General features: G+C 57.3%; 21 protein-coding genes and 1 pseudogene. 9 read left to right on the top strand and 13 right to left on the bottom strand.

All coding sequences use genetic code 11. The annotated features are described in order from the left end of the window. Window positions 1-11 precede the first annotated feature (11 nt). The 8 genes from AC1RO0_RS22730 to AC1RO0_RS22695 all read right to left on the bottom strand — a co-directional run bounded on the left by AC1RO0_RS22730 (window position 12) and on the right by AC1RO0_RS22695 (window position 5,522). Window positions 12-581 (bottom strand): hypothetical protein, encoded by a 570-nt coding sequence (locus tag AC1RO0_RS22730; protein WP_498595013.1) that lies wholly within the window; start codon window positions 579-581, stop codon window positions 12-14. Window positions 582-724: 143 nt separating this feature from the next. Further along, window positions 725-1,165: a SyrB-like regulator gene (locus AC1RO0_RS22725; RefSeq protein ID WP_047639358.1), complete on the bottom strand. Its 441-nt coding sequence runs from the start codon at window positions 1,163-1,165 to the stop codon at window positions 725-727. 270 nt (window positions 1,166-1,435) lie between these two features. Continuing rightward, the gene (locus AC1RO0_RS22720) at window positions 1,436-1,699 is read right to left on the bottom strand and encodes a type II toxin-antitoxin system RelE/ParE family toxin (RefSeq protein WP_047639359.1); all 264 of its coding nucleotides are present in this window, start codon (window positions 1,697-1,699) and stop codon (window positions 1,436-1,438) included. After that, entirely contained in the window at window positions 1,696-1,947 is a 252-nt protein-coding gene (locus AC1RO0_RS22715; RefSeq protein WP_047639360.1) for a CopG family ribbon-helix-helix protein, read from the bottom strand. Before AC1RO0_RS22715 ends, AC1RO0_RS22720 begins: the two co-directional genes overlap by 4 nt. Before the next feature lie 305 nt (window positions 1,948-2,252). Continuing rightward, on the bottom strand, window positions 2,253-3,149 hold the full coding sequence (locus AC1RO0_RS22710) for a formylglycine-generating enzyme family protein (RefSeq protein WP_047639361.1): 897 nt from the start codon (window positions 3,147-3,149) through the stop codon (window positions 2,253-2,255). A 46-nt stretch (window positions 3,150-3,195) separates the two neighbouring features. Further along, window positions 3,196-4,245 (bottom strand): NAD(P)-dependent alcohol dehydrogenase, encoded by a 1,050-nt coding sequence (locus AC1RO0_RS22705; RefSeq protein WP_047639362.1) that lies wholly within the window; start codon window positions 4,243-4,245, stop codon window positions 3,196-3,198. A 165-nt stretch (window positions 4,246-4,410) separates the two neighbouring features. Beyond that, a complete protein-coding gene (locus tag AC1RO0_RS22700; RefSeq protein WP_047639363.1) occupies window positions 4,411-4,698 on the bottom strand; it encodes a PQQ-dependent sugar dehydrogenase in 288 nt (95 codons plus the stop codon). A gap of 359 nt (window positions 4,699-5,057) precedes the next feature. Then, the gene (locus AC1RO0_RS22695; protein ID WP_047639364.1) at window positions 5,058-5,522 is read right to left on the bottom strand and encodes a nuclear transport factor 2 family protein; all 465 of its coding nucleotides are present in this window, start codon (window positions 5,520-5,522) and stop codon (window positions 5,058-5,060) included. A 958-nt stretch (window positions 5,523-6,480) separates the two neighbouring features. On the opposite strand from AC1RO0_RS22695, the gene AC1RO0_RS22690 reads away from it, so the two are divergent. Further along, a complete protein-coding gene (locus AC1RO0_RS22690; protein WP_047639474.1) occupies window positions 6,481-7,350 on the top strand; it encodes an aldo/keto reductase in 870 nt (289 codons plus the stop codon). Between the two features lie 10 nt (window positions 7,351-7,360). Here the strand turns inward: AC1RO0_RS22690 and AC1RO0_RS22685 are convergent, their stop codons facing one another. Then, window positions 7,361-8,254, bottom strand: a complete 894-nt coding sequence (locus AC1RO0_RS22685; RefSeq protein ID WP_047639365.1) for a LysR family transcriptional regulator — start codon at window positions 8,252-8,254, stop codon at window positions 7,361-7,363. Window positions 8,255-8,400: 146 nt separating this feature from the next. Here AC1RO0_RS22685 and AC1RO0_RS22680 point away from each other — a divergent pair, with 146 nt between their 5' ends. The 3 genes from AC1RO0_RS22680 to AC1RO0_RS22670 all read left to right on the top strand — a co-directional run bounded on the left by AC1RO0_RS22680 (window position 8,401) and on the right by AC1RO0_RS22670 (window position 12,686). Continuing rightward, a complete protein-coding gene (locus AC1RO0_RS22680; RefSeq protein WP_047639366.1) occupies window positions 8,401-9,456 on the top strand; it encodes an NAD(P)-dependent alcohol dehydrogenase in 1,056 nt (351 codons plus the stop codon). 439 nt (window positions 9,457-9,895) lie between these two features. Beyond that, window positions 9,896-11,104: an MFS transporter gene (locus tag AC1RO0_RS22675; RefSeq protein ID WP_498595012.1), complete on the top strand. Its 1,209-nt coding sequence runs from the start codon at window positions 9,896-9,898 to the stop codon at window positions 11,102-11,104. Between the two features lie 61 nt (window positions 11,105-11,165). Further along, entirely contained in the window at window positions 11,166-12,686 is a 1,521-nt protein-coding gene (locus AC1RO0_RS22670) for an alpha/beta hydrolase domain-containing protein (RefSeq protein WP_156151509.1), read from the top strand. Between the two features lie 142 nt (window positions 12,687-12,828). On the opposite strand, the gene AC1RO0_RS22665 is transcribed toward AC1RO0_RS22670, so the two are convergent. The 4 genes from AC1RO0_RS22665 to AC1RO0_RS22650 all read right to left on the bottom strand — a co-directional run bounded on the left by AC1RO0_RS22665 (window position 12,829) and on the right by AC1RO0_RS22650 (window position 17,766). After that, window positions 12,829-14,670, bottom strand: a complete 1,842-nt coding sequence (locus AC1RO0_RS22665; RefSeq protein WP_498595011.1) for a type II toxin-antitoxin system HipA family toxin — start codon at window positions 14,668-14,670, stop codon at window positions 12,829-12,831. A 296-nt stretch (window positions 14,671-14,966) separates the two neighbouring features. Next, entirely contained in the window at window positions 14,967-15,437 is a 471-nt protein-coding gene (locus tag AC1RO0_RS22660) for a (R)-mandelonitrile lyase (RefSeq protein WP_498595102.1), read from the bottom strand. A gap of 53 nt (window positions 15,438-15,490) precedes the next feature. Beyond that, entirely contained in the window at window positions 15,491-16,210 is a 720-nt protein-coding gene (locus tag AC1RO0_RS22655; RefSeq protein WP_081999571.1) for a RibD family protein, read from the bottom strand. A gap of 425 nt (window positions 16,211-16,635) precedes the next feature. After that, window positions 16,636-17,766, bottom strand: a complete 1,131-nt coding sequence (locus AC1RO0_RS22650) for a PQQ-dependent sugar dehydrogenase (RefSeq protein WP_052224237.1) — start codon at window positions 17,764-17,766, stop codon at window positions 16,636-16,638. 215 nt (window positions 17,767-17,981) lie between these two features. Here AC1RO0_RS22650 and AC1RO0_RS22645 point away from each other — a divergent pair, with 215 nt between their 5' ends. The 5 genes and pseudogenes from AC1RO0_RS22645 to AC1RO0_RS22625 all read left to right on the top strand — a co-directional run. Then, window positions 17,982-18,875, top strand: coding sequence for a LysR family transcriptional regulator (locus AC1RO0_RS22645; protein ID WP_047639371.1), 894 nt, complete (start codon window positions 17,982-17,984; stop codon window positions 18,873-18,875). 238 nt (window positions 18,876-19,113) lie between these two features. Continuing rightward, a pseudogene (locus AC1RO0_RS22640) lies at window positions 19,114-19,227 on the top strand (transposase); the annotation flags it as partial. Beyond that, on the top strand, window positions 19,190-19,615 hold the full coding sequence (locus AC1RO0_RS22635) for an adenylate/guanylate cyclase domain-containing protein (RefSeq protein WP_498595010.1): 426 nt from the start codon (window positions 19,190-19,192) through the stop codon (window positions 19,613-19,615). The pseudogene AC1RO0_RS22640 and the gene AC1RO0_RS22635, both read left to right, overlap by 38 nt. A gap of 327 nt (window positions 19,616-19,942) precedes the next feature. After that, window positions 19,943-20,578, top strand: coding sequence for an aldehyde dehydrogenase iron-sulfur subunit PaoA (paoA, locus tag AC1RO0_RS22630; RefSeq protein ID WP_047639373.1), 636 nt, complete (start codon window positions 19,943-19,945; stop codon window positions 20,576-20,578). Next, a partial coding sequence (locus tag AC1RO0_RS22625; protein ID WP_498595009.1) for an FAD binding domain-containing protein occupies window positions 20,575-20,942 on the top strand: 368 nt, incomplete at its 3' end. The genes paoA and AC1RO0_RS22625, both read left to right, overlap by 4 nt.

Below are 20,942 nucleotides of genomic sequence, written 5' to 3'. Positions count from 1 at the left end.
GTCAGGCAAGCTCACGATACGTCGAAGCGCTGAAGCAGTTTCTTAAGCTGGGCGTTCTGCAAATCCAGCTTTTGAGCCAATTGGCGTCTCAGTTGCCTGATTTCCTCATCAAGGCTGACCGCATCATCGAGCAAGGTTTCCCGCGGCGACGGGGATTGCGCACTTTGGACCTTACTTGTCGGTTTAGGGCTCTCCGCGGCCACATCGGCGCGGGCGCTCTTGGCGCGTGCAGGCTGCTTCGTCCGTGGTGTTCGCGGAGACTGCTTGCTTTTCTCGTTTTGCGGCGGCAACGCAGGCACCTCAGCACTCGACTGGCTGACCTCAGCGTGCATCGGTGCCCGGACCTGCTCAACGTCGCCTGGCGGCGAGATTGCCGGCGTCGCATCGGGATCGGCAGATGGACTTTGATCGTGGTCAGGCCTGTCAGATGCTTCCGTCGAGTTTAACGGAGGCGGCGAGGCTTTCTGTGCTTCGCTTTCGATTGCCGGGGTTTCGGCATCATTTTCAATCGAAGTCGCTGGCGTTTCTGTGGCTCGTCCCCGCGACATCAATTGAGCAAGAAATTTCCATGGTGATTTCATCGTGCTTCAACCTTGAGCAAACCGCACCACGACGTTGCCGCAGCTATGAATCCGGGCTCGCGACGCGAGCCCGGAAATGTCTTTCCTACCAAGAATGGAGTGGCTGAGGGCGATCACGCAACCGCTCCATTGTTGCTCGGCGATCAAGCAAGCCCAAGTCGCTTGCGTAGATCGGCATTTTCAGTGCGCAGCTTATCTGCCAGGGTTTTGCGAAGCCGCTTATTCTCTTCTTCAAGCTGAGCAAGATCCGCGAACTCATCGAGTGCCGGAACGGACGCCTTGGCCGCCTGCCCGGTCTGATTTGTCGCCCTGGTTTTTTTGGCCCCCTTGTTGGGGCCCCTCGTCTTGCGCTGGTTGACGACTGGCGTTTCGACCGGTGCCGGTGTCGTCTCAGCGGCTTGTTCGCCATGCTTCCTGCGACCCCTCGGCGCCTTCACGGCCTCGGCAGTCGAGGCGGCGACCGTCGCTTCGGCAACAGCCTTTTGACGCCGCGGCGCGCGCTGCTTCTTTGCGGCCGGCGTCTTTGCCGATGCATCCGTCTCTACCGTCTGGGTAATGGAATCCGTATTGTTCTCGTCAGCCATGAGTTATCTCCCTGTGCAGCCAACAGTTCTTTTCGGCTGAGTGAAAGTCGGAGTCAATAAGAGCGCCGTGGACCGCTCGCCATTTTGGAGCGCACCATTCACACCCATGTTGGAAAATTAGCGGTGGTAAGGTTCACTCGCTCGCCTTGATACAATTACAGCCGGCGTCCCCTGCTCGAAATGCGTCTTAATTTTTTCCTGTTGGATGGGCACTCTCGGCGACATTATCTCTATCGCCTGCTTTAGCTTGTAGCCCATAGGGCACGAAACCTAAAGCACTGAAGGCCACCGCTGGTGAGCATGTATGACCGTGAGAATCTCTATGTCCTGCCCAACATGGTAGGGAACGATATATGGTATATCTGCCAACACCACCTCGCGCGCGGCATTGATGCGACGAACATGACCCATTGCGGGGAAATCGGCAAGTATATCTACCGCCGACACGATCCGAGCGATTACCTGCGCTGCAGCGTCTGGATTACCCTTCTGGATGTGTGCCCCGATCTCATCAAGCCGCCGGAGCGCCCTCATCGTCCAGCGCACGCATTTGCCGCTCGTGAATGACGAGCAGGCTTGATGTATTTTCCGATGACTTTCGCCACGTCGCCATCGCTGGCGAAGTCGCCCCGATTGGCTTCAGCCAACCCGGCCTCAATCTCGGCAATTTGCCATTCTTCACGAGTGACGTAATCCTCGATTGCCTGGGCGGCCATATAAGAGCGAGAACGATCGGGCTTACTGGTCGTTTCGTCCGAAACGCGCACGGTGAATGCAGCCATAACACCCAACCTTTTTGGTTCACTATAATTATCTGTGAACCGACATGGCCCATCAAGGTTCAGTTTATGCAAGCGAGCTTTCCCCAAAAGCCGCTCTTGAGATCCCATCAGGTGCCAGCGCTTTCTCAACGACTCCGCATTCGATGTTTTCGGTCCAGTCAACGACCAGAAAGGTCAAAATGGGACTGCTCATGAAATCTGCAAAATCAGGCGTTTGTCTAAAGCGGCTCTCGATCCAGCAAGCGTGATGTGCATTCAAAATCCAACCTGCATCAGCCAAAAACTGCACTGAGACAAGCGAAGGGTTACGCGACCGTCCTCACAAGTCGGAACCCAATGCTGATGCCGCGGTAGTCTGGCTCGTAGTCACGCCGAAAGGCGGTGCGCCAACTGGTCGACGTCGCGTGCCAACTTCCGCCCCTCACGACGCGTCGCGCACCTGTTTCCGGTCCCTGCGGATCATCCGCCGGGCTGCGCGCGTAGTAGTTCGGGTCGAACCAGTCCCGCACCCACTCCCAAGCGTTGCCATGTATATCACAAAGGCCCCATGGATTCGGCTCTTTCCGCCCGACGGGATGTGAACCACCGGTGTTGAAGTCTTCGCCGAACCAGGCATATCGGTCGAGATCGGCCTTGTCGTTACCGAAGGAATAGCGGGTGCCAGTGCCAGCTCGCGCTGCGTATTCCCATTCCGCTTCGGTCGGCAGACGGTAACGCTCGTCACCTTCCATCTGGTTCAATCGGGCGATGAATTCCTGTGCATCGTTCCACGATACGGTCGCCGGATGATCAGGACGGGTAATCCGCTCTCGCATGCCCGGCAGATTGTAGTAGGGATTGGAGCGATCACGAGTATAAGGGTTGCTGCCCAGTACAGCTTCCCAATCTGCCTGCGTCACCTCGTATCGACCGAAATGAAAAGGCTTGCTGATTATGACTGGGTGCTGCGGCTTTTCAAAAGCGCGTGCCTCGTTGTCATCTTCGGGTGAGCCCATCAGAAATGTGCCGGCTGCGATGGGAACGAATTGCATCCCGATGCTATTGGTGAAGGGCTCAGCTGCGGAAGACGTACCAGTTTGCGCCTGCGCAATACCCGGACGGCTCAGCCCATAACCCACACCCGCCAACGCGAGCGTGCCTGTCACTTCGAGCATATTGCGGCGGCTCAGAACCAGGTTTGGGTTTAGGACCTTCGTATCCATTATATATATCCCATCTTTGCCGGGTCTGCCCCGGTCGATATGGTGGTCAGGCGACGGCGAGCGAGGCCATATCGATCACGAAGCGGTAGCGCACGTCGGCCTTCTCCATCCGCTCGAAGGCCTGGTTGATTTCGTCCATGCGGATCATCTCGCAATCCGGAAGGATGTTCTTTTCCGCGCAGAAATCGAGCATCTCCTGGGTTTCCCGTATGCCGCCAATCGGCGAACCCGCGATCCGGCGACGGCCGAGAATGAGCGGCACCGTGCTTGGCTCGGCAAGAGGACCGACCTGGCCAACGATTACCAGCGTGCCATCAACATCAAGTAGCGGCATATAGGGATTGAGGTCATGCTTGACGGGCACCGTGTCGATGATGAGGTCGAAGCCGTTGACGGCTTTCGCCATGGCACCTTCATCCGTCGACACGAGCAAGGCCTTGGCACCGAGGGTACGGGCATCCTCTGCCTTGTCGGATGTCCGGCTGAGGACCGTGACATCGGCGCCCATGCCGGCGGCAAGTTTCACTGCCATATGGCCAAGTCCGCCGAGACCGATGACACCCACACGGCTGCCCGGACCGACATTCCAGGTCTTGAGCGGTGAATAAGTGGTGATCCCAGCACACAGCAGAGGTGCTGCGCGCGCAAGGTCCAAACCATCCGGCATGCGAAGCGCGAACTCTTCACGAACAACCAGATGCTTGGCATAACCGCCGAGAGTGTGCTCCTTGGTGAACCGGTCAAAACCACCATAAGTTCCCGTGTTTCCCTCCCGACAAAGCTGTTCTTCACCCTTCCTGCACTGGTCGCAATGCTGGCAGCTATCGACCATGCAGCCAACCGCCACGTGGTCACCGACCTTGTAACGAGTGACGTCGTCGCCGATCTGGATTACACGACCAACGATTTCATGTCCGGGAATGGCGGGAAAGACCGTCCAGCTCCAATCGTTGCGTGCCCAGTGGAGATCCGAGTGACAGACACCGCAATAAAGGATTTCCATCACAACATCGTTCGGCCGAAGGGAGCGACGTTCAAATGAAAAGGGTGCAAGAGGAACATCAGCAGATGTGCATGCAAAACCAAGCGTCTTCATAGTTCAGGCTATCCTTCTTCCGTCTCGGATGGCAGGCGCCGACAACTAGGTCGGCTCAACAAACTGGAACATCAGTCTAACACTCAAATATTATGCTGATTAGATTGCGCTTTTGGTATGAGCTTATGCGCTCTACTCATGAATGTCGCTTTGAAAACTGGCTCTTCACGCGAGGGTTCCTGTCCAAACACCCAGTAAAACGAAATCCGCGTGAGGCGCGCGGAGCATTTTGCGGCCGCTCTGGGCGACAAGGAAAACACTGCCCGGCTTCTCCGTGATCAGCATTCCTCCATCTGGAAGAAATGCAATGGCCCAAGGCATATTAAAGTTTGCGACCGACTGGATGGTAAAGGGTTTGGTAGAAAACGCCTGACGATCGCCGGCGTTGATGCGTTGCCCCAGCGCCGATGTGATGAGGCCGGCCCACAAGATCATTGCGCTTAGCAGTTTCATTCAATCGCTTTCTGCCAACGAGTAGCCAGATCAAATCGTTCTCCTCGCACCCGCGAAAAGCGCGCCGGAGGCGCCATCCTTGATCGAACATCCCTGTTCATGTGCCAAAGCTCTTTCCGAGAAAATCCGGTAATCGGCGGCTAGTGTCATCGGAAAATAGGAGAGCTCTGTCGCAAAGCTTCCCCCGAATTGTAGTATTTTGTAACCACACAGAGGAGTTCCTCGAGCGGAGGTGGCAAGGAAGCGGCATCAGTGCAGCAAAGCTTATGCCGTGGCCCGATCATTTTATGATGTGCGAATATGGATGCAGATCGCACCCATATTCGTTTAGCGAGACTGGATCAGTTGGGTGGTTTAGCCTAAGACTGACCGATCACCTGGTGGTCGCGCCACATAAAATATGAAGTCCGTTTCGAGATCAGCCACTGACCGTCCTGACGAACGTACTCGTCGTTATAAAACACACCATTGGTATTCCTGGATTTTTTACCGTCCACAGCATTGATGAGGACAACCAGGCAATAATGAATCGCCGTCGCACGATCTCCGTCCAGTTCAGCAGTATGTTGACCATTTATGTGATAGGAGGTCTCGAAGTTGGCCATGAATTTGGTGAAAGTTTCCTGAATCTCCTTGCGCCCCTTGAGCGACGCGAAAAGCTGCCCTTCGAAATATGTGTCGACGACCGCGTCTTCGGTGAACAGCAGTGCCTGAGTGGCTAGATCTTTCTGGTCTGCAAGGTTCGAGAATGCATCGACGAGAGCTTTGAGGGCAACCTTGTCTTCGAGTGTCTGGATTCGTTGTTCTAAACTGTCGCGTTGCATGATTTTCTCCTGGTGTTGTTCGATGAAAATAAAAGGGATCGAATATGCTAGGCAGTCCGTGCAGCCAGCTCGAAAGTCACGACGGTTCCGCAAACGCCGTGACGGACCTAGATAAAGGATCGACGCGGACGTTCCCGTTGAACCAATCCGAAGGACCTTTGCCGTAAGCTCGATTTTCCGCGCATTTGGTGTCGTGGTGCTATGCACCCTGGCATATCGTAGTATCGGGAGTGCCTGTGAGCGGTTCTACCAGACGCGCATTTCAAAGATTAGGCGCTAAGTTGCACATGAAGTTATAAGTGCATCTTATCAATGTGGCACGAAGAGTTGAGCGGTCTGACCTCTTGATTGATCCACTTTTTGTCACTGATCTTTTCCGTCCAGTTCATCGCCTCTGCAATCGAGAGATTCGGAAATGCATTGAGCATCATGCCGATCGCCATAGCTGCGCCGCGACGATGCTCAGCGCCGGGTGGGGTCTACGCGATATCGCCAGGCTCATGAGATGATCGAGCCATCAAAATCCAGGATCAAGCACCTAGCCGTCTGAGGGGCACATCAACCACTGCCCTGATATGATCCGGACAGCTGTTGACGCCAGTGAGACGTTCGCCCGCGCGCTGATCGACAATTTGGTAGCGAAAACGACCGCTGTGCAAGCGCGCCGCCGAATGGACTGAATTCATCAGCGAGGGAGACATCCGATGAGTATCCGCTTCAATCACGCGCAAGTAAAATCGTTTACGATTGATCGGCCCCTCGTTTGTTTCGCAGAGGAAAAGCCGAGCGAATGGCAAGACGAGGGGTCCGCCGTATGGAATGAGCTTATATCGCAAAGATATAAGCTCATTCGGAATTCAGCAGCTAATCGTAACTTTCGTTACGCCCTAATCTCACAAACCGGCCCTAACCATGCTGGCCAGATGCCATGTACGGCGGTGATTTGAAGGAGAATCCCATGAAAGGACCTATTCTCACGCTGAACAACGGCGTGACGATGCCGATGCTCGGGCTCGGCGTGTTCCAGTCCGCCAAAGAGGAGACCGCGAGTGCGGTAAAGACAGCGATTGCCGAGGGCTATGGTCTGATCGATACCGCGTCAGGATATCAGAACGAAGCCGAGGTCGGTCAAGGCATCCGCGAAAGCGCCGTCGACCGGTTCAAGATCTTCGTCACCACCAAGCTGCGTCCCGTGGACTATGGCCATGATGCAGCGCTACGGGCCTTCGACACCTCAATGTCGAAGCTTGGCTTCGACGTGCTCGACCTCTATCTGCTGCACTGGCCCGTGGCACGTGACTTCGACAATACCATCACTAGCTGGAACATTTGCCAACGCCTGCTGCGCGAAGGGAGGGTGCGCGCGATCGGCGTGTGCAATTTCAAGCCGGCGCATCTCGACATGCTTATCTCGCGCAGCGAAGTGGTTCCAGCCGTCAACCAGATCGAACTGCATCCCTACTTCGCCCAACCGGACCACGACGAGGCCCACAAGCGGCTCGGTATCGTCACCCAGGCCTGGTCGCCGATTGGCGGGATTCAGCGCTACTGGCCGGGCGAGCAGAAAAAGGACCCGTTGAGCGATCCTGTGGTGACCGGTCTTGCGTCCAAATACGCCAAGACCTCGGCGCAGATCATCCTGCGCTGGCAGATCGAGCTCGGTCATTCTATCATCCCGAAATCGGTCCAGGCGGATCGCATCCGTGAGAACGCCGACATCTTCAACTTCGCACTTTCCCAGGACGAAGTGGCGGCGATCTCAGCGCTCGATACTGGCCGGCGCGGCGGCCCCGACCCGGAAATCCAGGGGACGCCGGAGGGAAAATGAGCGGTAAGCCTCAGCCGCGAAATCGGAGGCTGTCGACAAACAGGCGAAAGGCCGGCGAAACCTGGCGGTGGCTGGGGTAGTAAAGGTGATAGCCTGGGAATGCTGGGCACCAATCCGCCAACACCTGAACGAGCCGTCCTTCCCGAACATGCGCCTCGAGATGATCGCTAGGTAAACATACGAGTCCGCGGCCGCGTAGCGCCGCATCGATGGCGATGTCCGCGTCATTGCAGATGAATTGCCCGTCGACCCGGACATTGACCGTGCGACCGTCCCTCTCGAACTCCCACGCATAAAGGCCGCCGAGCGTCGGCAACCGCAAATTGATGCATGCGTGCTGGGTGAGATCCTGCACGCTCCTAGGGATCTCCCTGTCTTGGAAGTAGCCCGGCGCAGCAGCGACGATCATCGGCATGTCGGGGCTGATCCGCACGGCGATCATGTCCTTGTCGATCTGCTCGCCCAGGCGGACGCCGGCGTCATAGCCTTCCTTGACGATATCGACGAGCCGCACGTCGACGCTAATCTCGACATGTACATGAGGGTGCTCGGCCATCAATCGGTCGGCTGCGGGCATCAGCACATTCTGGGCAATGGTTTTGCTGGCTGTGATGCGGATGTTTCCGGCGGGGCGGCAGCGCATCTCGTCCAGACTTGCGAGCCTTGCCTCGATATCGTCGAAGGCGATTCGCAGAGTATCGGCAAGCTGCTGTCCGGCCTCGGTCGGAGTGACCGACCGCGTGGTCCGCGTCAGCAGCCGCAAATCCAGCCGTTCTTCCAATCGGCGCACAACAGCACTCAGCGAACTTTGCGATGTCGCGAGGCGGGCGGAGGCACGCGTAAAGCTTCGTTCCTCGGTCACCGCCAGAAACACCATCAAATCTCCGAGTTCGTCTCGCCTCATTTATATCTCCTAGCGATAGACCCCTTCGATATTTAGCCCATAGACTGAGGAATAGAAAGGGCTACTTTTTATGTTGAGATGCTGTGCCGACCGCCCTCGACCTTCGTCGACGTTGCGCTTACGGGCGGCCAACTTCTGGAGAAAACATGAAGACGCTTGGATATGCGGCGCAAAGCGCCGAAACGCCACTGCAGCCTTACGCCTTCGAGCGTCGCGATCTGCGACCCAACGATGTGGCGCTGGAAATTCTCTATTGCGGCGTCTGCCACAGCGATCTGCACATGGCGCGCAATGATTTCGGCATGATGTCATACCCGGCCGTTCCTGGGCACGAGATCATCGGTCGTGTCGTCGCTGTCGGCCCCGAGGTGACGAAGTTTAAGACAGGCGACCCTGTTGCTGTCGGCACCATGGTCGACAGTTGCCGGCACTGCGATAATTGCCACAAAGGTCTTGAAATGTTTTGCCGTAAAGGCATGACGATGACCTACGGTTCGCCCGACCGGATCGACAACACCATGAACTACGGGGGCTTCTCCAAGCACCTAGTCGTGCGCGAGGAGTTCGCCTTTACCGTGCCGGAGAACCTCGACCTATCGAAAGCGGCGCCGCTGCTTTGCGCGGGCATCACCACCTATGTACCGTTGCGCGAATGGAATGTCGGGCCGGGATCGCGCGTCGGTGTGGTTGGTATGGGCGGCCTCGGCCACATGGCTATCAAGCTCGCGGTTGGCCTTGGCGCGCACGTGACGATGATTTCACGCAGTCTGGCGAAGGAGGCGGACGCTCAAGCCCTCGGCGCCAACGCCTTCCTGGTCTCGACCGACGAGAAGGCGATGCAGGCCAAGGCCGAGGCCTTCGATCTCATTATCGATACGATTCCGGTGAAGCACGATCTCAACCCATATATTCCGCTGCTCGACACGGACGGCACCTTCGTGGTCGTTGGCCATATTGGCCCATTCGACCAGGTAATGTCGCCGCCGATGATCTTCGGCCGCAAGCGTATCGCCGGATCGCTCGTGGGCGGCTTGCCGCTGACGCAGGAGTTGCTCGACTTCTGCGGCCGCAAAAACATCCTGCCGGAAGTCGAGATGATCCGCATGGATGAGGTGAATGAGGCCTTTGTGCGCATGGAGCGGGCGGACGTCCGCTACCGCTTCGTGATCGACATGGCCTCGCTCGAAGTAGCTCAAGCCTGAGGCAAGCGGGTGAGAAGCGGGAGTCGGGGAAGAGTGCTCTATGTCCCCACACTCGGGCGCGGTTGCCTGAGTGACCGGATGCGGTCGTACGAGACCTCCAACTCCCCTCTACTGCCTCCGTGGCGCGCGACTTAGGCTACTCCGATATAAGGGCATGCGGATTCCAATATGAAACGTTCGGGCAGACGACACGTTTTAGTGGAATGTGCCGATTAGCGTAAGGCCTCGTTACTCCCGACAAAATCCTGGCCATCTCAGCATCGGACACCGGAAGGCGTGGAGGACCGGATACGGAAACCCACGGGCACCCCGCAAAATAAATAGCATCATCAGCCACCGGGAGCCTATTCCCAGCCGTCCGTCTCCAGGGCTCCGCAGCGACCCTTCCGAACCGCTCTCACCGTTCGGGTACATCGCCGATCTCCCAAAGGAACATAATGTGACCAAATCTCAAACGAACGATCGGCGTCATCAGCGTCTCTCGCTTTTCGCCCTGGCTTTGGGAAGTTTCGTGATCTCGACCTCCGAGTTCGCAAGCATGGGTTTGATGCCCCTTTTCGCCGACGATCTCAAGCTCACTGTACCGCAGGCAACCAACGGTATCACCGCCTACGCGCTTGGCGTCGTGATCGGCGCCCCTCTCCTGACCGTCGTAGCGGCAAAACTAAACAAGCGCAGCTTGTTGCTCGCCCTGATGGCCCTGGCTCTCCTTGCAAATCTGTTCTCCGCTCTCGCGGCCAATCTGGGCATGCTGATCGCCGGGCGCTTCCTCAGTGGACTTCCTCAAGGTGCCTACTTCGGAGCGGCAGCGGTCGTTGCTACCCAGATCGTCGGCGCCAAACAAGGCGGACGCGCGGTGGCCCTGATTATGTCTGGCATCACGATTTCAACGATTATAGGCGCGCCCATCGGCACGCTGATCGGGCAGCTGTTCGGCTGGCGGATAGCCTATGGCACCATCAGCGCGCTAAGTGTCCTGTCCGTTCTCGCGCTTTTGTCTTGGCTGCCCGATAGTGATGATTTCAACGGCGGCTCGATCCGGCAGGAACTATCGGCACTGCGGCGCGGGAATGTCTGGGGCATGATGCTGGTATCGGCTCTGACCGTGGCAAGCGTTTTTTCCGTGTATACCTTCGTGGGACCGCTCGTTACCGAAGTGGCCGGCATGTCGCCAACCGTGACCCCTTTTGCGCTCAGCCTTATCGGGATTGGTATGGCGCTCGGAAACGTTCTAGGCGGCCGGCTCGCAGATCTCTACGCTTTCCGGGGGATGGTGCTCGGTTTCATCGCAACGCTTGTCTTCCTGGCACTGATGGGAACTTTCGCCCACGTGCCACTCGTTCTCCTCGCCACGTTGACGGGAATGGGCTTTACGATGATGGTTGCGGCTCCGTCAATTCCGCTTCAGATGATGAAAATGGCCCCAGAGGCGCCAACCCTCATGGGCGCTTTGAATATGGCATCGTTCAATGTAGCGAACGCCATCGGCGCCGCAGTAGGCGGTACAACAATCCATGCGGGATACGGCTTCGTATCGCCGATCTGGGCGGGGTTCATTCTGACGTCCTCCGGACTCGTCGTTTTCGCCCTGCTCTACCGTCATATGACACCGGGAAAAGCCTCCGTAGTCGAGGCAACAAGTCATTGACAGCGTGCCACCAACAGCGTTCGCGCATCCAGGCCAAGCATCAGAACTATTAGGATTCGCTATGAAACTTATGACGATAGACCGAACTTCGGAGCTGCCGCACGGCTTATTCGCCCGGCTTCTGCGCAGGACAATGACTGTACTGGTCAGCGCAACCATCGCTGCCAGCACCGGCGCAGCCAATGCTGCTACAAATGGGGACACCGGCAGCGAGGCTATTCGCGCCACCGTCGTGGAAGTACCTGCTGTAGGAACACCGATGAGTGCGACGGTGATGCCACTCCAGGCGAGCGGCTACGTGGAGAACGAATACTTCATCAAGGGCGAAGCAAGTCGCTATCGGATTTCGGATCCGATGCGTAATGCACAACAGATCGATTCCGGCAACCCTTATGTGACACGTGTGCTTGTCCGGCGACCGACCGATCCGGCCCGTTTCAACGGCACTGTCGTCGTAGAGTGGCTGAACGTTACGCTCGACCAGGACGTCGACTTCGTGTTCGGCGCGACCCGCGAGTTGCTTGTCAGGGAAGGGTACGCCTGGATCGGCGTAAGCGCGCAGCGCAACGGCATTGCGGCGATGAAGAAGTGGAACCCGGAGCGCTACAATGCACTCAGCGTTGCGGCTTCCAACATCGACCCAGCTGACGGCAGCGCAGTCGATCCTGCCAACCCCTTGATCATGGCAGTCGGCGGCGATGTTCTGGCCTGGGACATATTTTCTCAGGTGGGCCGGTTAGCCGCGGCAAGCAATCGGGAATTGATGGGCGGACTGCAGGTCAAAAGGCTCGTCGCTGCATCTGAATCGCAGTCAACGCTGAAGGTATCAACCTATTACAACAGCATACAACCGCTGCACCATGTATATGACGGTTTTTTGTTTTACGATCGCACTGGGCTGCTGCGCACTGATATAGATGCGAAATCGATCGCTATCGGGACCGAAATATTTACAGCTCTTATGGGCCACGCTCCACAGGACGATACGGATCATCAACGCTGGTGGGAGATCAACGGCGCTTCGCATTTTTCTCTGGATGAGGTCCAGCATTACGTAGACCCGTTCATCAAGCGCGACGCGGCTTTTCGTGCGGTGGACGGAAGCGCACTCAGCCTATCTGAAATCACCAACAACAATGGGCCTTGCACACCGTCTCCGATCTACAGCCGCGTGCCGAATGGCGACATCTTGAAAGCGGCGCTCAAGTCCCTGAATGCATGGATTTCCGGCGGTGCCGCACCGGCAACGGCCCCGCGGTTCGTCGTCGATGACCAGAACCCACCACAATATGTGCGCGACGCTCATGGCCAGATACTGGGCGGTATTCGTACCGCGGCACAGGATGCTCCGATCGCCACGAATGCCGGAATCGGTCACGGCAAATGGTTCTGCGGCCCGTCCGGAAACCATGTTGACTTCACGCAGGCTCAGCTTTGCGAGCGTTATGGCAGCCACGCTGCATATGTCGGAAGGGTGCGGGCAATCGCAAACGCGAATGTACGCGATCGGATCCTTCTACCGGAGGAAGCAAAGAAGACTGTAGATGAGGCGGAGGCTGTGAATTTCACCTGCACCAAATAATTCCAGCTTCATGATGCGGGCCCGGCCGAATGAGGGCTGGGTGGGTCGGAATCAACTGCTGTAGAATGTACGTTGTATTTTCAAATGCGACATGTCGATAGAAACAAAGAATCGTAGATTCTTCAGTCGCAATAGCTCGACGCTATTCAAAAGTATCCAGGCGTTCACGGACAATCACCCGCATCTGCGCCGCCCGTTCCGAGCCAACCGAACCATCGGTCAGCGGCGCGGGCAGTACCAAATGATCCAGCCCGTGCGCCAACGCTGCTAACAGTTCATCCATGGCCATATCCGCCGCCATCGCCGGAATACCAGCCGTCGCCGCGAAACGCCTGAAATCCGCTCTCTTCAGCCGTTCGTCCTTGCCGCTGATTTTGAGCGCCATGCGATCATGCAGCAGGCTCGGAAACACCCGCGTCGTCACCGCGTCGTAGAGCGGTGCCATGCGGACCGAACTGAAATCCCCCCTTCCTGGCTCCGCGATTTTCAACACGGCCATGTTCTTGAGGTGCATGTCGCCATCCGCGATCAACCACGCGAACAGTGCCCGTCGCAAGAGCAGCAACAGGTCTTCGTCCGCATGAGTAGAGAGCGGGCGCAGGGCGCCGGCGATCCGCTCCATGGTGCCTGTGTATTTGTCTTCCGCCCGCACGCCAAGGACTGAAGTCATGTCCTCAAGCGCGAGACGTCGCATGTCATCAAGTCTGACGCGAATGTCGAACCGCTCGACCGCAAGGGCCGCCGGCATACCATCCGGCATAGCAACGAGTGCAATTGCCGGCACGGTGAATCCGGCCGCGCGGCCAAGTTCCATGGATTGCCATTCGATCGCGGGTAGCGCCTCGAATCCCGACGTACCGGCGGGCTTCAGAATATGCGTGAACGGCTTGCTCGTGCTCGGCATCAGCGTGCCGTCGGCACCGAGGAACATCGGCGCCTTGATCTGCACGCCCGAGAGGCGTGGTGTCGCGCCAGTCGCGAATATCCGCGCCAGATTCTGTTCGAACGTATCCTGGATATCACCGCGACCGGGGCCAGCATAGATCCCCGTGAACATGTAATCCGTCGTGAAGTCGTTCAGCCGTGTCAGCAGGATATCGGCCGGTAGGTCCGCCAGCTCGCTTGCCCGCTCCACGATCGAGATGTTTGACATGTACCGCTTGCCCGTGCGCAGCGCTGCCCGTTCGTCCGGGTTGTTCAGCACCCGACCCAGCCAGCCTTCCGGCAGCAGCGATTCAATGAAAGGCGGCAGTCTGCCGGGCGTGGTCTGGCGCACAAGCGGCGGACCGTCCGGATCGGTTCCATGCCATCGCCATTCGAAGCCATCATGCATCAGGTTGCCGACCTGCACTCCGTGCCAGGCCACGATTAGGTCGAGTGCGGCCTGGTTGGTGACGATCATGGCTGCCGCTGGGTTCCGTTTGAGGAAGCGCTCTGCGGCGCGCCCTTCATCCAGCCAGTCATTGTCACGGGCGAGCTTGAACACCGCATCGGCGGCGCTGTCCGGATTGCCGTATTCTTGGATCAGGCGCGCAGCAATTCCCTCTTTCATCCTTTCGTCAAACGAGGCGGCATGTTCGCTACGGATACGGAAAGCTTCCAGAAAACGCTGCCGCATCGAGGACACGTCCACCCGTAACTCGCCCATGTCATCGCCGACCACCGCCTGCGCGATGGAAGGGTAGTCAGGCGCTTTGTTCTGAATGATTTCGAGCGTCCTGATGCGCTGCCGTTGCACACGGCGACCGGTCAGGAACAAGCGGCCATCGCGCATCGGGCCGAGCAACACGGCGCTGGCGGCCGACAGGTAGGCGTTTGGATAGAGATATTTAGCGATGCGCACCGCATGGGTACGCACCGTGTGGTCTATATTGTCGTCGGCATCGACATAGATACCGCGCATCAGCTGGACGAGCTTGCCTGCCGCCGCTTGTCGGTGACCGCGGGTTTTATCGATGTTTTCGCCGACGAGATGGAGGGGCATACCTGTAACTTTCGCGCATGTCAGATACGTGAAAGTTACAACGTCTTTTCCAAGATTTCAACCTAAGTGTCACTATCGCGTATCTAAGAAACGCGATAGTTATAACCCAGCTCCGAATACTGCCCCTCGCTATTCACTTCAACAATTTGAAATTGATCGGAAAATCAGAACATCAACCGGGTCATGGGTAATGCCGGTTGCGACCACCCCTTATGCCGACAAATCTTCTTCTATTTCAATGGCGTAAATGCCAAATCAGCCGGTCATCCTTTGGATGCTTTTTCACAAGGTAGGCATTATCTCTTATATTGTTCGGCCGTGACGTGCTCCATCCATGTGACAGCACTCGCATCAAGAGTTTCCGCGATGGCGATATGCGTCATGCCGGTGGTCGCGGCCGCGCCGTGCCAGTGCTTGACACCTGCTGGAATCCAAACGACATCGCCTGGCTTGATCTCCTGGATCGGACCATCCCAGTTCTGAACCAGGCCGGATCCGGCGGTAACGATCAATGTCTGGCCAAGGGGATGGGTATGCCAAGCAGTACGAGCACTTGGCTCGAACGTGACAATACCTCCACCGACGCGTCCCGGCTCGCTGGCTTGGAAACGCGAGTCGACGCGCACGGCTCCCGTAAAATTCTCGGCTGGTCCAGTCGCAGACGGCCGCGAGCCGATCGGCGTGACGGTTATGACTTGCTCTTGTTGGGCGGAGGCCACTGAGACGAAAAGCGAAAAAGTGATAGCGGTTGCTGCGAGTATCCTCATGTTCACACAGTTCCTTCGATCGGTTTGTTGGTTATCAATGCGCGACAGCGCCGTCATGCTTCTGGGCTTACCTCGATTTGGTATCGGAGCCAGACCACGCCCCCTTCGAGAGTTTCGGTGGCTATATGGCGAAGCGATCGGCCGAATGCTGGCCGCTCATCCGGCTCTCCGACATATCCGAAAATGCTTGGACTGCCGGCAAGGCCATCAATACCGGGAAAGACAAGCAAGCTTATCTCGTCGATCAATCCGGCTTTGAGAAAAGCGCCGTTGATTCGACCCCCGCCTTCCAGCAGAAGGGTCTTGACGCTGAAGCTATCCCCCAACACATCCATGGCACGGACAAGATCATGTCCTTCAGGCCCCGCGAACAGGTAGGAAATACCTACCTCGCGTAGTTCGGCGAGGTAGTCATCAGGCACCCTTTCGCTGAGAACAGCAACGATGTGATCCCCGCCAGCATTGTCCTGCTCGTAATGCAATTTGCCATGGGGATCGAAAACGACGGCGACATTCCGTCCCTTCCGATCGGCTATGAATGTCCTCCTCAAGTCGCCCTCAACCGGGCGGGAGGCTCTTGCATGTCCCTTTGCGTAACCCTCCATGGTCTTGCGACCGACCATCCACCCATCGGAGGCAAAACGCGCAGCGACGTCTTCATAGTATTGCCAAAGCTGATCCGCATCGATTCCGCGAGCAGGCCTGGTCCATCGACTAGAGACCAGGCGCCCGTCGATGGAGCTCACCATATGGCAGATAATTTTTGGACGCATGTTAACTCCGTCATTTCGAAGGGACCCTATCGTTCATGCGATGGTGGGTCTTACCAGTCAGTTCGGCCGACGCTCTATGATGCGCGTAGGCGCGTATGATCGAGATCATGCCAACAGAAGAAATTCGCACGCTGAGCCCGCAATGTTCAACGTCGTTGCGGACGACCAGCACGCTACCCGCTTGAAGTGTAGTATACTTATCCGCCTTTTATTAGTTGCGTGCTGGCGATAAGCCCTATGAAGCTAGTTCATCAAAGACGCCCAAATTTAGTAACGAGGCGATTGTAAGTAGCAACGATAGGGGCTCACTTTGGGAGTGTATCCACAATTGCCACACCGACGACCGGAGGCGGGAACGCTGTGCCAGCAGGACAGGATAATCTGTCTAACGCTGGCGCGCGGTTGCCAGAAAAGCGATCGCCGCGTCAGCTGTTGCCAGGCGTCAGACGGAGCAACCTGCCGGGATTGTCGTCCTCGATCAGCCAGAGCGTTCCATCGGGAGCTACCGCAACGTCGCGTATTCTTGCGCCCATGTCCCAACGTTCTGCTTCATCCGCGCCGCCCTTGCCATCGAAGGCGACCCGAACCAGCGCCGTCGATGCGAGGCCGCCGATAAATGCCGATCCGCGCCAATTCGAGAACATCTCGCTATTGTAGAAGGCCAAACCGGCAGGCGCTATGACCGGGGTCCAGTAGAGAACGGGCGCTTCAAGGTCCGGCCTTGTCGAATGGCGGGGAATAGGTGTGCCGTTGTAGTTATCGCCGTTCGAGACGAGAGGCCATCCGTAATTGCGGCCGGTCTTGATGAGATTGAGTTCATCGCCGCCTCGCGGGCCCATTTCGTCCAGCCATAATTGGCCGTCCGGCGCGAAGGCCAGACCATAGGGATTGCGATGCCCGGTCGTCCAAGTCTGGGCACGGACGCCCCCTTCACCCGCCATCGGATTATCGCTCGGCGTGGAACCGTCGAGATTGAGACGGAGAACCTTTCCGCGCGCCTGATCTGGGTCCTGGGCGCTATCCGGACGCATCCGGTCCCCCACCGTCAGAAACAGATGTGAACCCGAGGGATCGAAGGCGATAATGCCGCCAGGCTGTCCACCTCCTCCCTTCGGAGTTTGGCGCCAGATAATCTCAAGGTTTTCCAGCGATGCCGTCGCGCCCGATATGCCAAGCGTTGCGCGCGCGAGCGCCAAACTGCCGCCGCCCTCGCCCGGCTCCACATAGGTAAAATAGACTTGGCGGTTTGTCCCGAAGGCGGGCGCAATTGCAATATCGAGGAGACCGTTCTGCCCGGATGCAGCAACGGCCGGCACGTTTCTGACCGCAGTCTTCCGACCGCCTTGCGTCACGAGGAAGACCCTTCCGGGCTTTTCCGTGATCAGCATACGGCCATCCGGCAGGAACGCGATTGCCCACGGCGTATCAAAACTTGCAATCGCGCGCGCCACAAAAGGCTTGGTTGGGGATGCTTCACGGCCACCCGCGTTGATGCTTGCGCCATGGGCGGCGGTAAGAGCACAGACCCAGACGGCCATTGCTGCAAAGAGTCTCATGTCAGTCCTTCCGGTCGGTCGTCGGTGAGGCTGTCAATGCCATTCTATCAGCAAACGAAGGAAAGTCGGTCTCCGGGAAGACGAATGGATACCCGCATCGCGTGCGCAAATCTCGACAAAGTTACCAATCCGAGCCTCTATTTGAACAGATACCAGATGCGCTTTCATTCAATAAGATGCTAAAACGTGAATGACCTTATGAGGAAAGTTCATGAATGCTGCGCGAAAATCTCAATGACCTTTTTGCTTTCGCCGCCGTTGCTCGAGAGCGGAGCTTTACGCGGGCAGCCGCCGGGCTGGGCGTCTCGCAATCTGCTCTCAGTCACACGATCCGAGCACTTGAAGAGCGGCTTGGACTCCGGCTGCTGACGAGAACGACGCGAAGCGTCTCGCCGACCGAAGCTGGCGACCGACTGCTGCGCTCGATTGGTCCGCACTTCGAACAGATGGAAACGGCGCTGCACAGCCTCAGCGAGCTCAGGGACAAGCCGTCGGGCAGCCTTCGTATCGTCACATCCGAGCACGCCGCCGATACGCTGCTTCGGCCTGTTCTTCAGAAGCTCATGCCTGAGTATCCGGATATTCGCGTCGAGACGGTCATCGACCATGGACTGACGAACATCGTTGCGGAGCGCTGTGACGCGGGAATACGGCTTGGGGAATCGATCGAAAAGGATATGATCGCGGTTCGTATCGCGCCCGACATGCGAATGTCGGTCGTCGCCACCCCCATCTACTTCGAAAATCGCGCAAAGCCGCAAACTCCGAGGGATCTGACCGGGCATAATTGCATCAATATGCGACTGCCGAGTTCCGGTGGCCTCTACGCCTGGGAGTTCGAAAAGGATGGACAGGAGATAAGAGTCCGAGTGGAAGGCCAGTTGATTTTCAACGCGATCGGACAGGTTTTGAACGCCGCCTTATGTGACCTTGGCCTGGCATTCGTTCCGGAGGATTTGGCCGCGCATCACATCATGATGGGTCGGCTTATCCACGTTCTTGAAGATTGGTGCCCGATCTTCCCAGGCTACCACCTCTACTACCCAAGTCGGCGACAGTCTTCGGCGGCCTTCGCCCTGCTGATCGACGCTTTACGCTATCGAGAGTGAATCGAAGCAGCCAAAACGTCGCCTGATCCGTCAACCGGGGCGCTGCTCAAAAGGAGCCAAAGTGGACAGTGCTCAAGCACCCCAGTTGGTATGTCAGATATTAGACTACGCCGGACATCTATGATCTTTGGCTGACGACCTTTCTGTAATGGCCCCATAAATTTCCGGACAGGATCTCCCACTTAATAAGTGAGCGAGTTGATGTGCCTATTATGACTAGTCACATCACCCTCCTAAGATTGAAGTGCTGTCCGGCCCAGGGCGGCGGCGTCGCTGGTCGACAGCCGAGAAGCTTGCCATCTTTCAGGAGACCTATGAGGCGGATGCGACGGTCAGCATTGTTGCTCGGCGAGGGACACCTTTCGCCGCAAGTGCGCCGAGCCACTCTACTCTTCGCTGATACGGAAGGTTTCACGGGATTGGCTGAGAAGATACCGGCGTCGAAACTCGTCTACATGTTGAACGAGTTTCTTACGGTGGTAACAACCATAGTCGATCATCATGGCGGTGTTGTCGTCAACTACATTGGCGATGCCGTAGTAGCGTCTTTCAACGCGCCATTGCCGGCGAAAGATCACGCCACGCGGGCAGTGCACGCCTCTCGTGCTATCCTGGAGATAATCGATGAAAGTCAGTTTCAGGACGTCTCTATCCGTAGCTGCAAGCATCTGATCGACGTCTTCAGGCTGATCGATGACAATGGCGCGCCATTACTGATACCGCAAGTATCTTCCGTTTGAGTTCCCACGGGGCGACACCGCAACAGTCACTTATAATTGAAGTCCCCGCGAAAATAGATCGTCACGCAATGCCATCTTCTTAACTCGCTGAAAAAGCGCCATTTTTTTGGTCGCCTGGCTATTCATGAGCGCTCCTCATAAGCCCTATCGGGAATTAGACACTAATCGCACACAAGGATGCTCCCAAGTTTCTGCAGGTCGGTAGCCCCCAATTGACCACGCGAGACGGTTTTCAATCGGAAACCGCGAGGGCCTGAGGCCGCATTGTTGCAGGCCTCAGGTTAGTTTGACTGAGCAGATATCACTGCAAAGAACCGGGAGCATGACATGCAAAACCGTGGCACACTTGAAATACGCCGGCGAGACCTCCTCGTGGCAACAGCGGCTTCCGTCGCTGTGACGGCTACCCCGTCAATCGCGGGCGCTCAATCGACAAGTTCCGAACCTTCCTTCACGTCAACAGTCGCATTTAATGTCAACGGACAAACCCAGAAACTCACGCTCGACGCGCGGACGACATTGCTCGACGCACTACGCGAGCATCTGCACCTCAACGGCACGAAGAAAGGCTGCGATCACGGCCAGTGCGGCGCCTGCACCGTCATCGTCGACGGCCGCCGCATCAATTCCTGCCTGACGCTTGCCGTCATGCATGAAGGCGACACCATCATCACCATCGAGGGGCTGGGCAAACCCGGCAACCTCCATCCGATGCAGGCCGCCTTCGTCAAGCATGACGGCTTTCAGTGCGGTTACTGCACACCCGGCCAGATCTGTTCGGCCGTCGCGGTACTCGAGGAGATCAAGGAAAACGTGCCGAGCCATGTCAGCGGCGACCTGACGGTGGAAGCCAAGGTGAGCCCCGACGAGATCCGCGAGCGCATGAGCGGCAATATCTGCCGGTGCGGCGCCTATTCCAACATCGTTGATGCAATGACTGAAGTTGCAGGGAGGCAGGCATGAAGTCCTTTAGCTACGAGCGCGCTACCTCCATCGAACAGGCCGCGAAAGCGGCAGCTTCAAACAGGCGCGCAAAGTTCATCGCTGGCGGTACCAACCTGCTCGACCTGATGAAACTGCAGATCGAGACGCCAGCGCATCTGATCGATGTCAACGGCCTGGCACTGGACAAGATAGAGCCAACGCCCGAAGGCGGGCTTCGCGTCGGCGCGCTCGTGCGCAACACCGATCTCGCCGCCGACGAACGGGTACGCCGCGACTACGGCCTTTTGTCGCGTGCCCTGCTTGCCGGTGCCTCCGGCCAATTGCGCAACAAGGCGACGACCGCGGGCAACCTGCTTCAGCGCACGCGCTGTCCCTATTTCTA

The sequence above is a fragment of the Rhizobium sp. GW821-FHT14E12 genome (assembly GCF_058803745.1).
The sequence above is the reverse complement of the archived record's forward strand: the minus strand, read 5'-3'. Positions and strand labels throughout refer to the sequence as shown.

What these genes read in the sequence shown, in the direction of transcription:
- AC1RO0_RS22730 (WP_498595013.1), bottom strand. Translation starts at nt 581, where the DNA reads ATGAAATCACCATGGAAATTTCTTGCTCAATTGATGTCGCGGGGACGA.
- AC1RO0_RS22725 (WP_047639358.1), bottom strand. Translation starts at nt 1,165, where the DNA reads ATGGCTGACGAGAACAATACGGATTCCATTACCCAGACGGTAGAGACG.
- AC1RO0_RS22720 (WP_047639359.1), bottom strand. Translation starts at nt 1,699, where the DNA reads ATGAGGGCGCTCCGGCGGCTTGATGAGATCGGGGCACACATCCAGAAG.
- AC1RO0_RS22715 (WP_047639360.1), bottom strand. Translation starts at nt 1,947, where the DNA reads ATGGCTGCATTCACCGTGCGCGTTTCGGACGAAACGACCAGTAAGCCC.
- AC1RO0_RS22710 (WP_047639361.1), bottom strand. Translation starts at nt 3,149, where the DNA reads ATGGATACGAAGGTCCTAAACCCAAACCTGGTTCTGAGCCGCCGCAAT.
- AC1RO0_RS22705 (WP_047639362.1), bottom strand. Translation starts at nt 4,245, where the DNA reads ATGAAGACGCTTGGTTTTGCATGCACATCTGCTGATGTTCCTCTTGCA.
- AC1RO0_RS22700 (WP_047639363.1), bottom strand. Translation starts at nt 4,698, where the DNA reads ATGAAACTGCTAAGCGCAATGATCTTGTGGGCCGGCCTCATCACATCG.
- AC1RO0_RS22695 (WP_047639364.1), bottom strand. Translation starts at nt 5,522, where the DNA reads ATGCAACGCGACAGTTTAGAACAACGAATCCAGACACTCGAAGACAAG.
- AC1RO0_RS22690 (WP_047639474.1), top strand. Translation starts at nt 6,481, where the DNA reads ATGAAAGGACCTATTCTCACGCTGAACAACGGCGTGACGATGCCGATG.
- AC1RO0_RS22685 (WP_047639365.1), bottom strand. Translation starts at nt 8,254, where the DNA reads ATGAGGCGAGACGAACTCGGAGATTTGATGGTGTTTCTGGCGGTGACC.
- AC1RO0_RS22680 (WP_047639366.1), top strand. Translation starts at nt 8,401, where the DNA reads ATGAAGACGCTTGGATATGCGGCGCAAAGCGCCGAAACGCCACTGCAG.
- AC1RO0_RS22670 (WP_156151509.1), top strand. Translation starts at nt 11,166, where the DNA reads ATGAAACTTATGACGATAGACCGAACTTCGGAGCTGCCGCACGGCTTA.
- AC1RO0_RS22665 (WP_498595011.1), bottom strand. Translation starts at nt 14,670, where the DNA reads ATGCCCCTCCATCTCGTCGGCGAAAACATCGATAAAACCCGCGGTCAC.
- AC1RO0_RS22660 (WP_498595102.1), bottom strand. Translation starts at nt 15,437, where the DNA reads ATGAGGATACTCGCAGCAACCGCTATCACTTTTTCGCTTTTCGTCTCA.
- AC1RO0_RS22655 (WP_081999571.1), bottom strand. Translation starts at nt 16,210, where the DNA reads ATGCGTCCAAAAATTATCTGCCATATGGTGAGCTCCATCGACGGGCGC.
- AC1RO0_RS22650 (WP_052224237.1), bottom strand. Translation starts at nt 17,766, where the DNA reads ATGAGACTCTTTGCAGCAATGGCCGTCTGGGTCTGTGCTCTTACCGCC.
- AC1RO0_RS22645 (WP_047639371.1), top strand. Translation starts at nt 17,982, where the DNA reads ATGCTGCGCGAAAATCTCAATGACCTTTTTGCTTTCGCCGCCGTTGCT.
- AC1RO0_RS22635 (WP_498595010.1), top strand. Translation starts at nt 19,190, where the DNA reads ATGAGGCGGATGCGACGGTCAGCATTGTTGCTCGGCGAGGGACACCTT.
- paoA (WP_047639373.1), top strand. Translation starts at nt 19,943, where the DNA reads ATGCAAAACCGTGGCACACTTGAAATACGCCGGCGAGACCTCCTCGTG.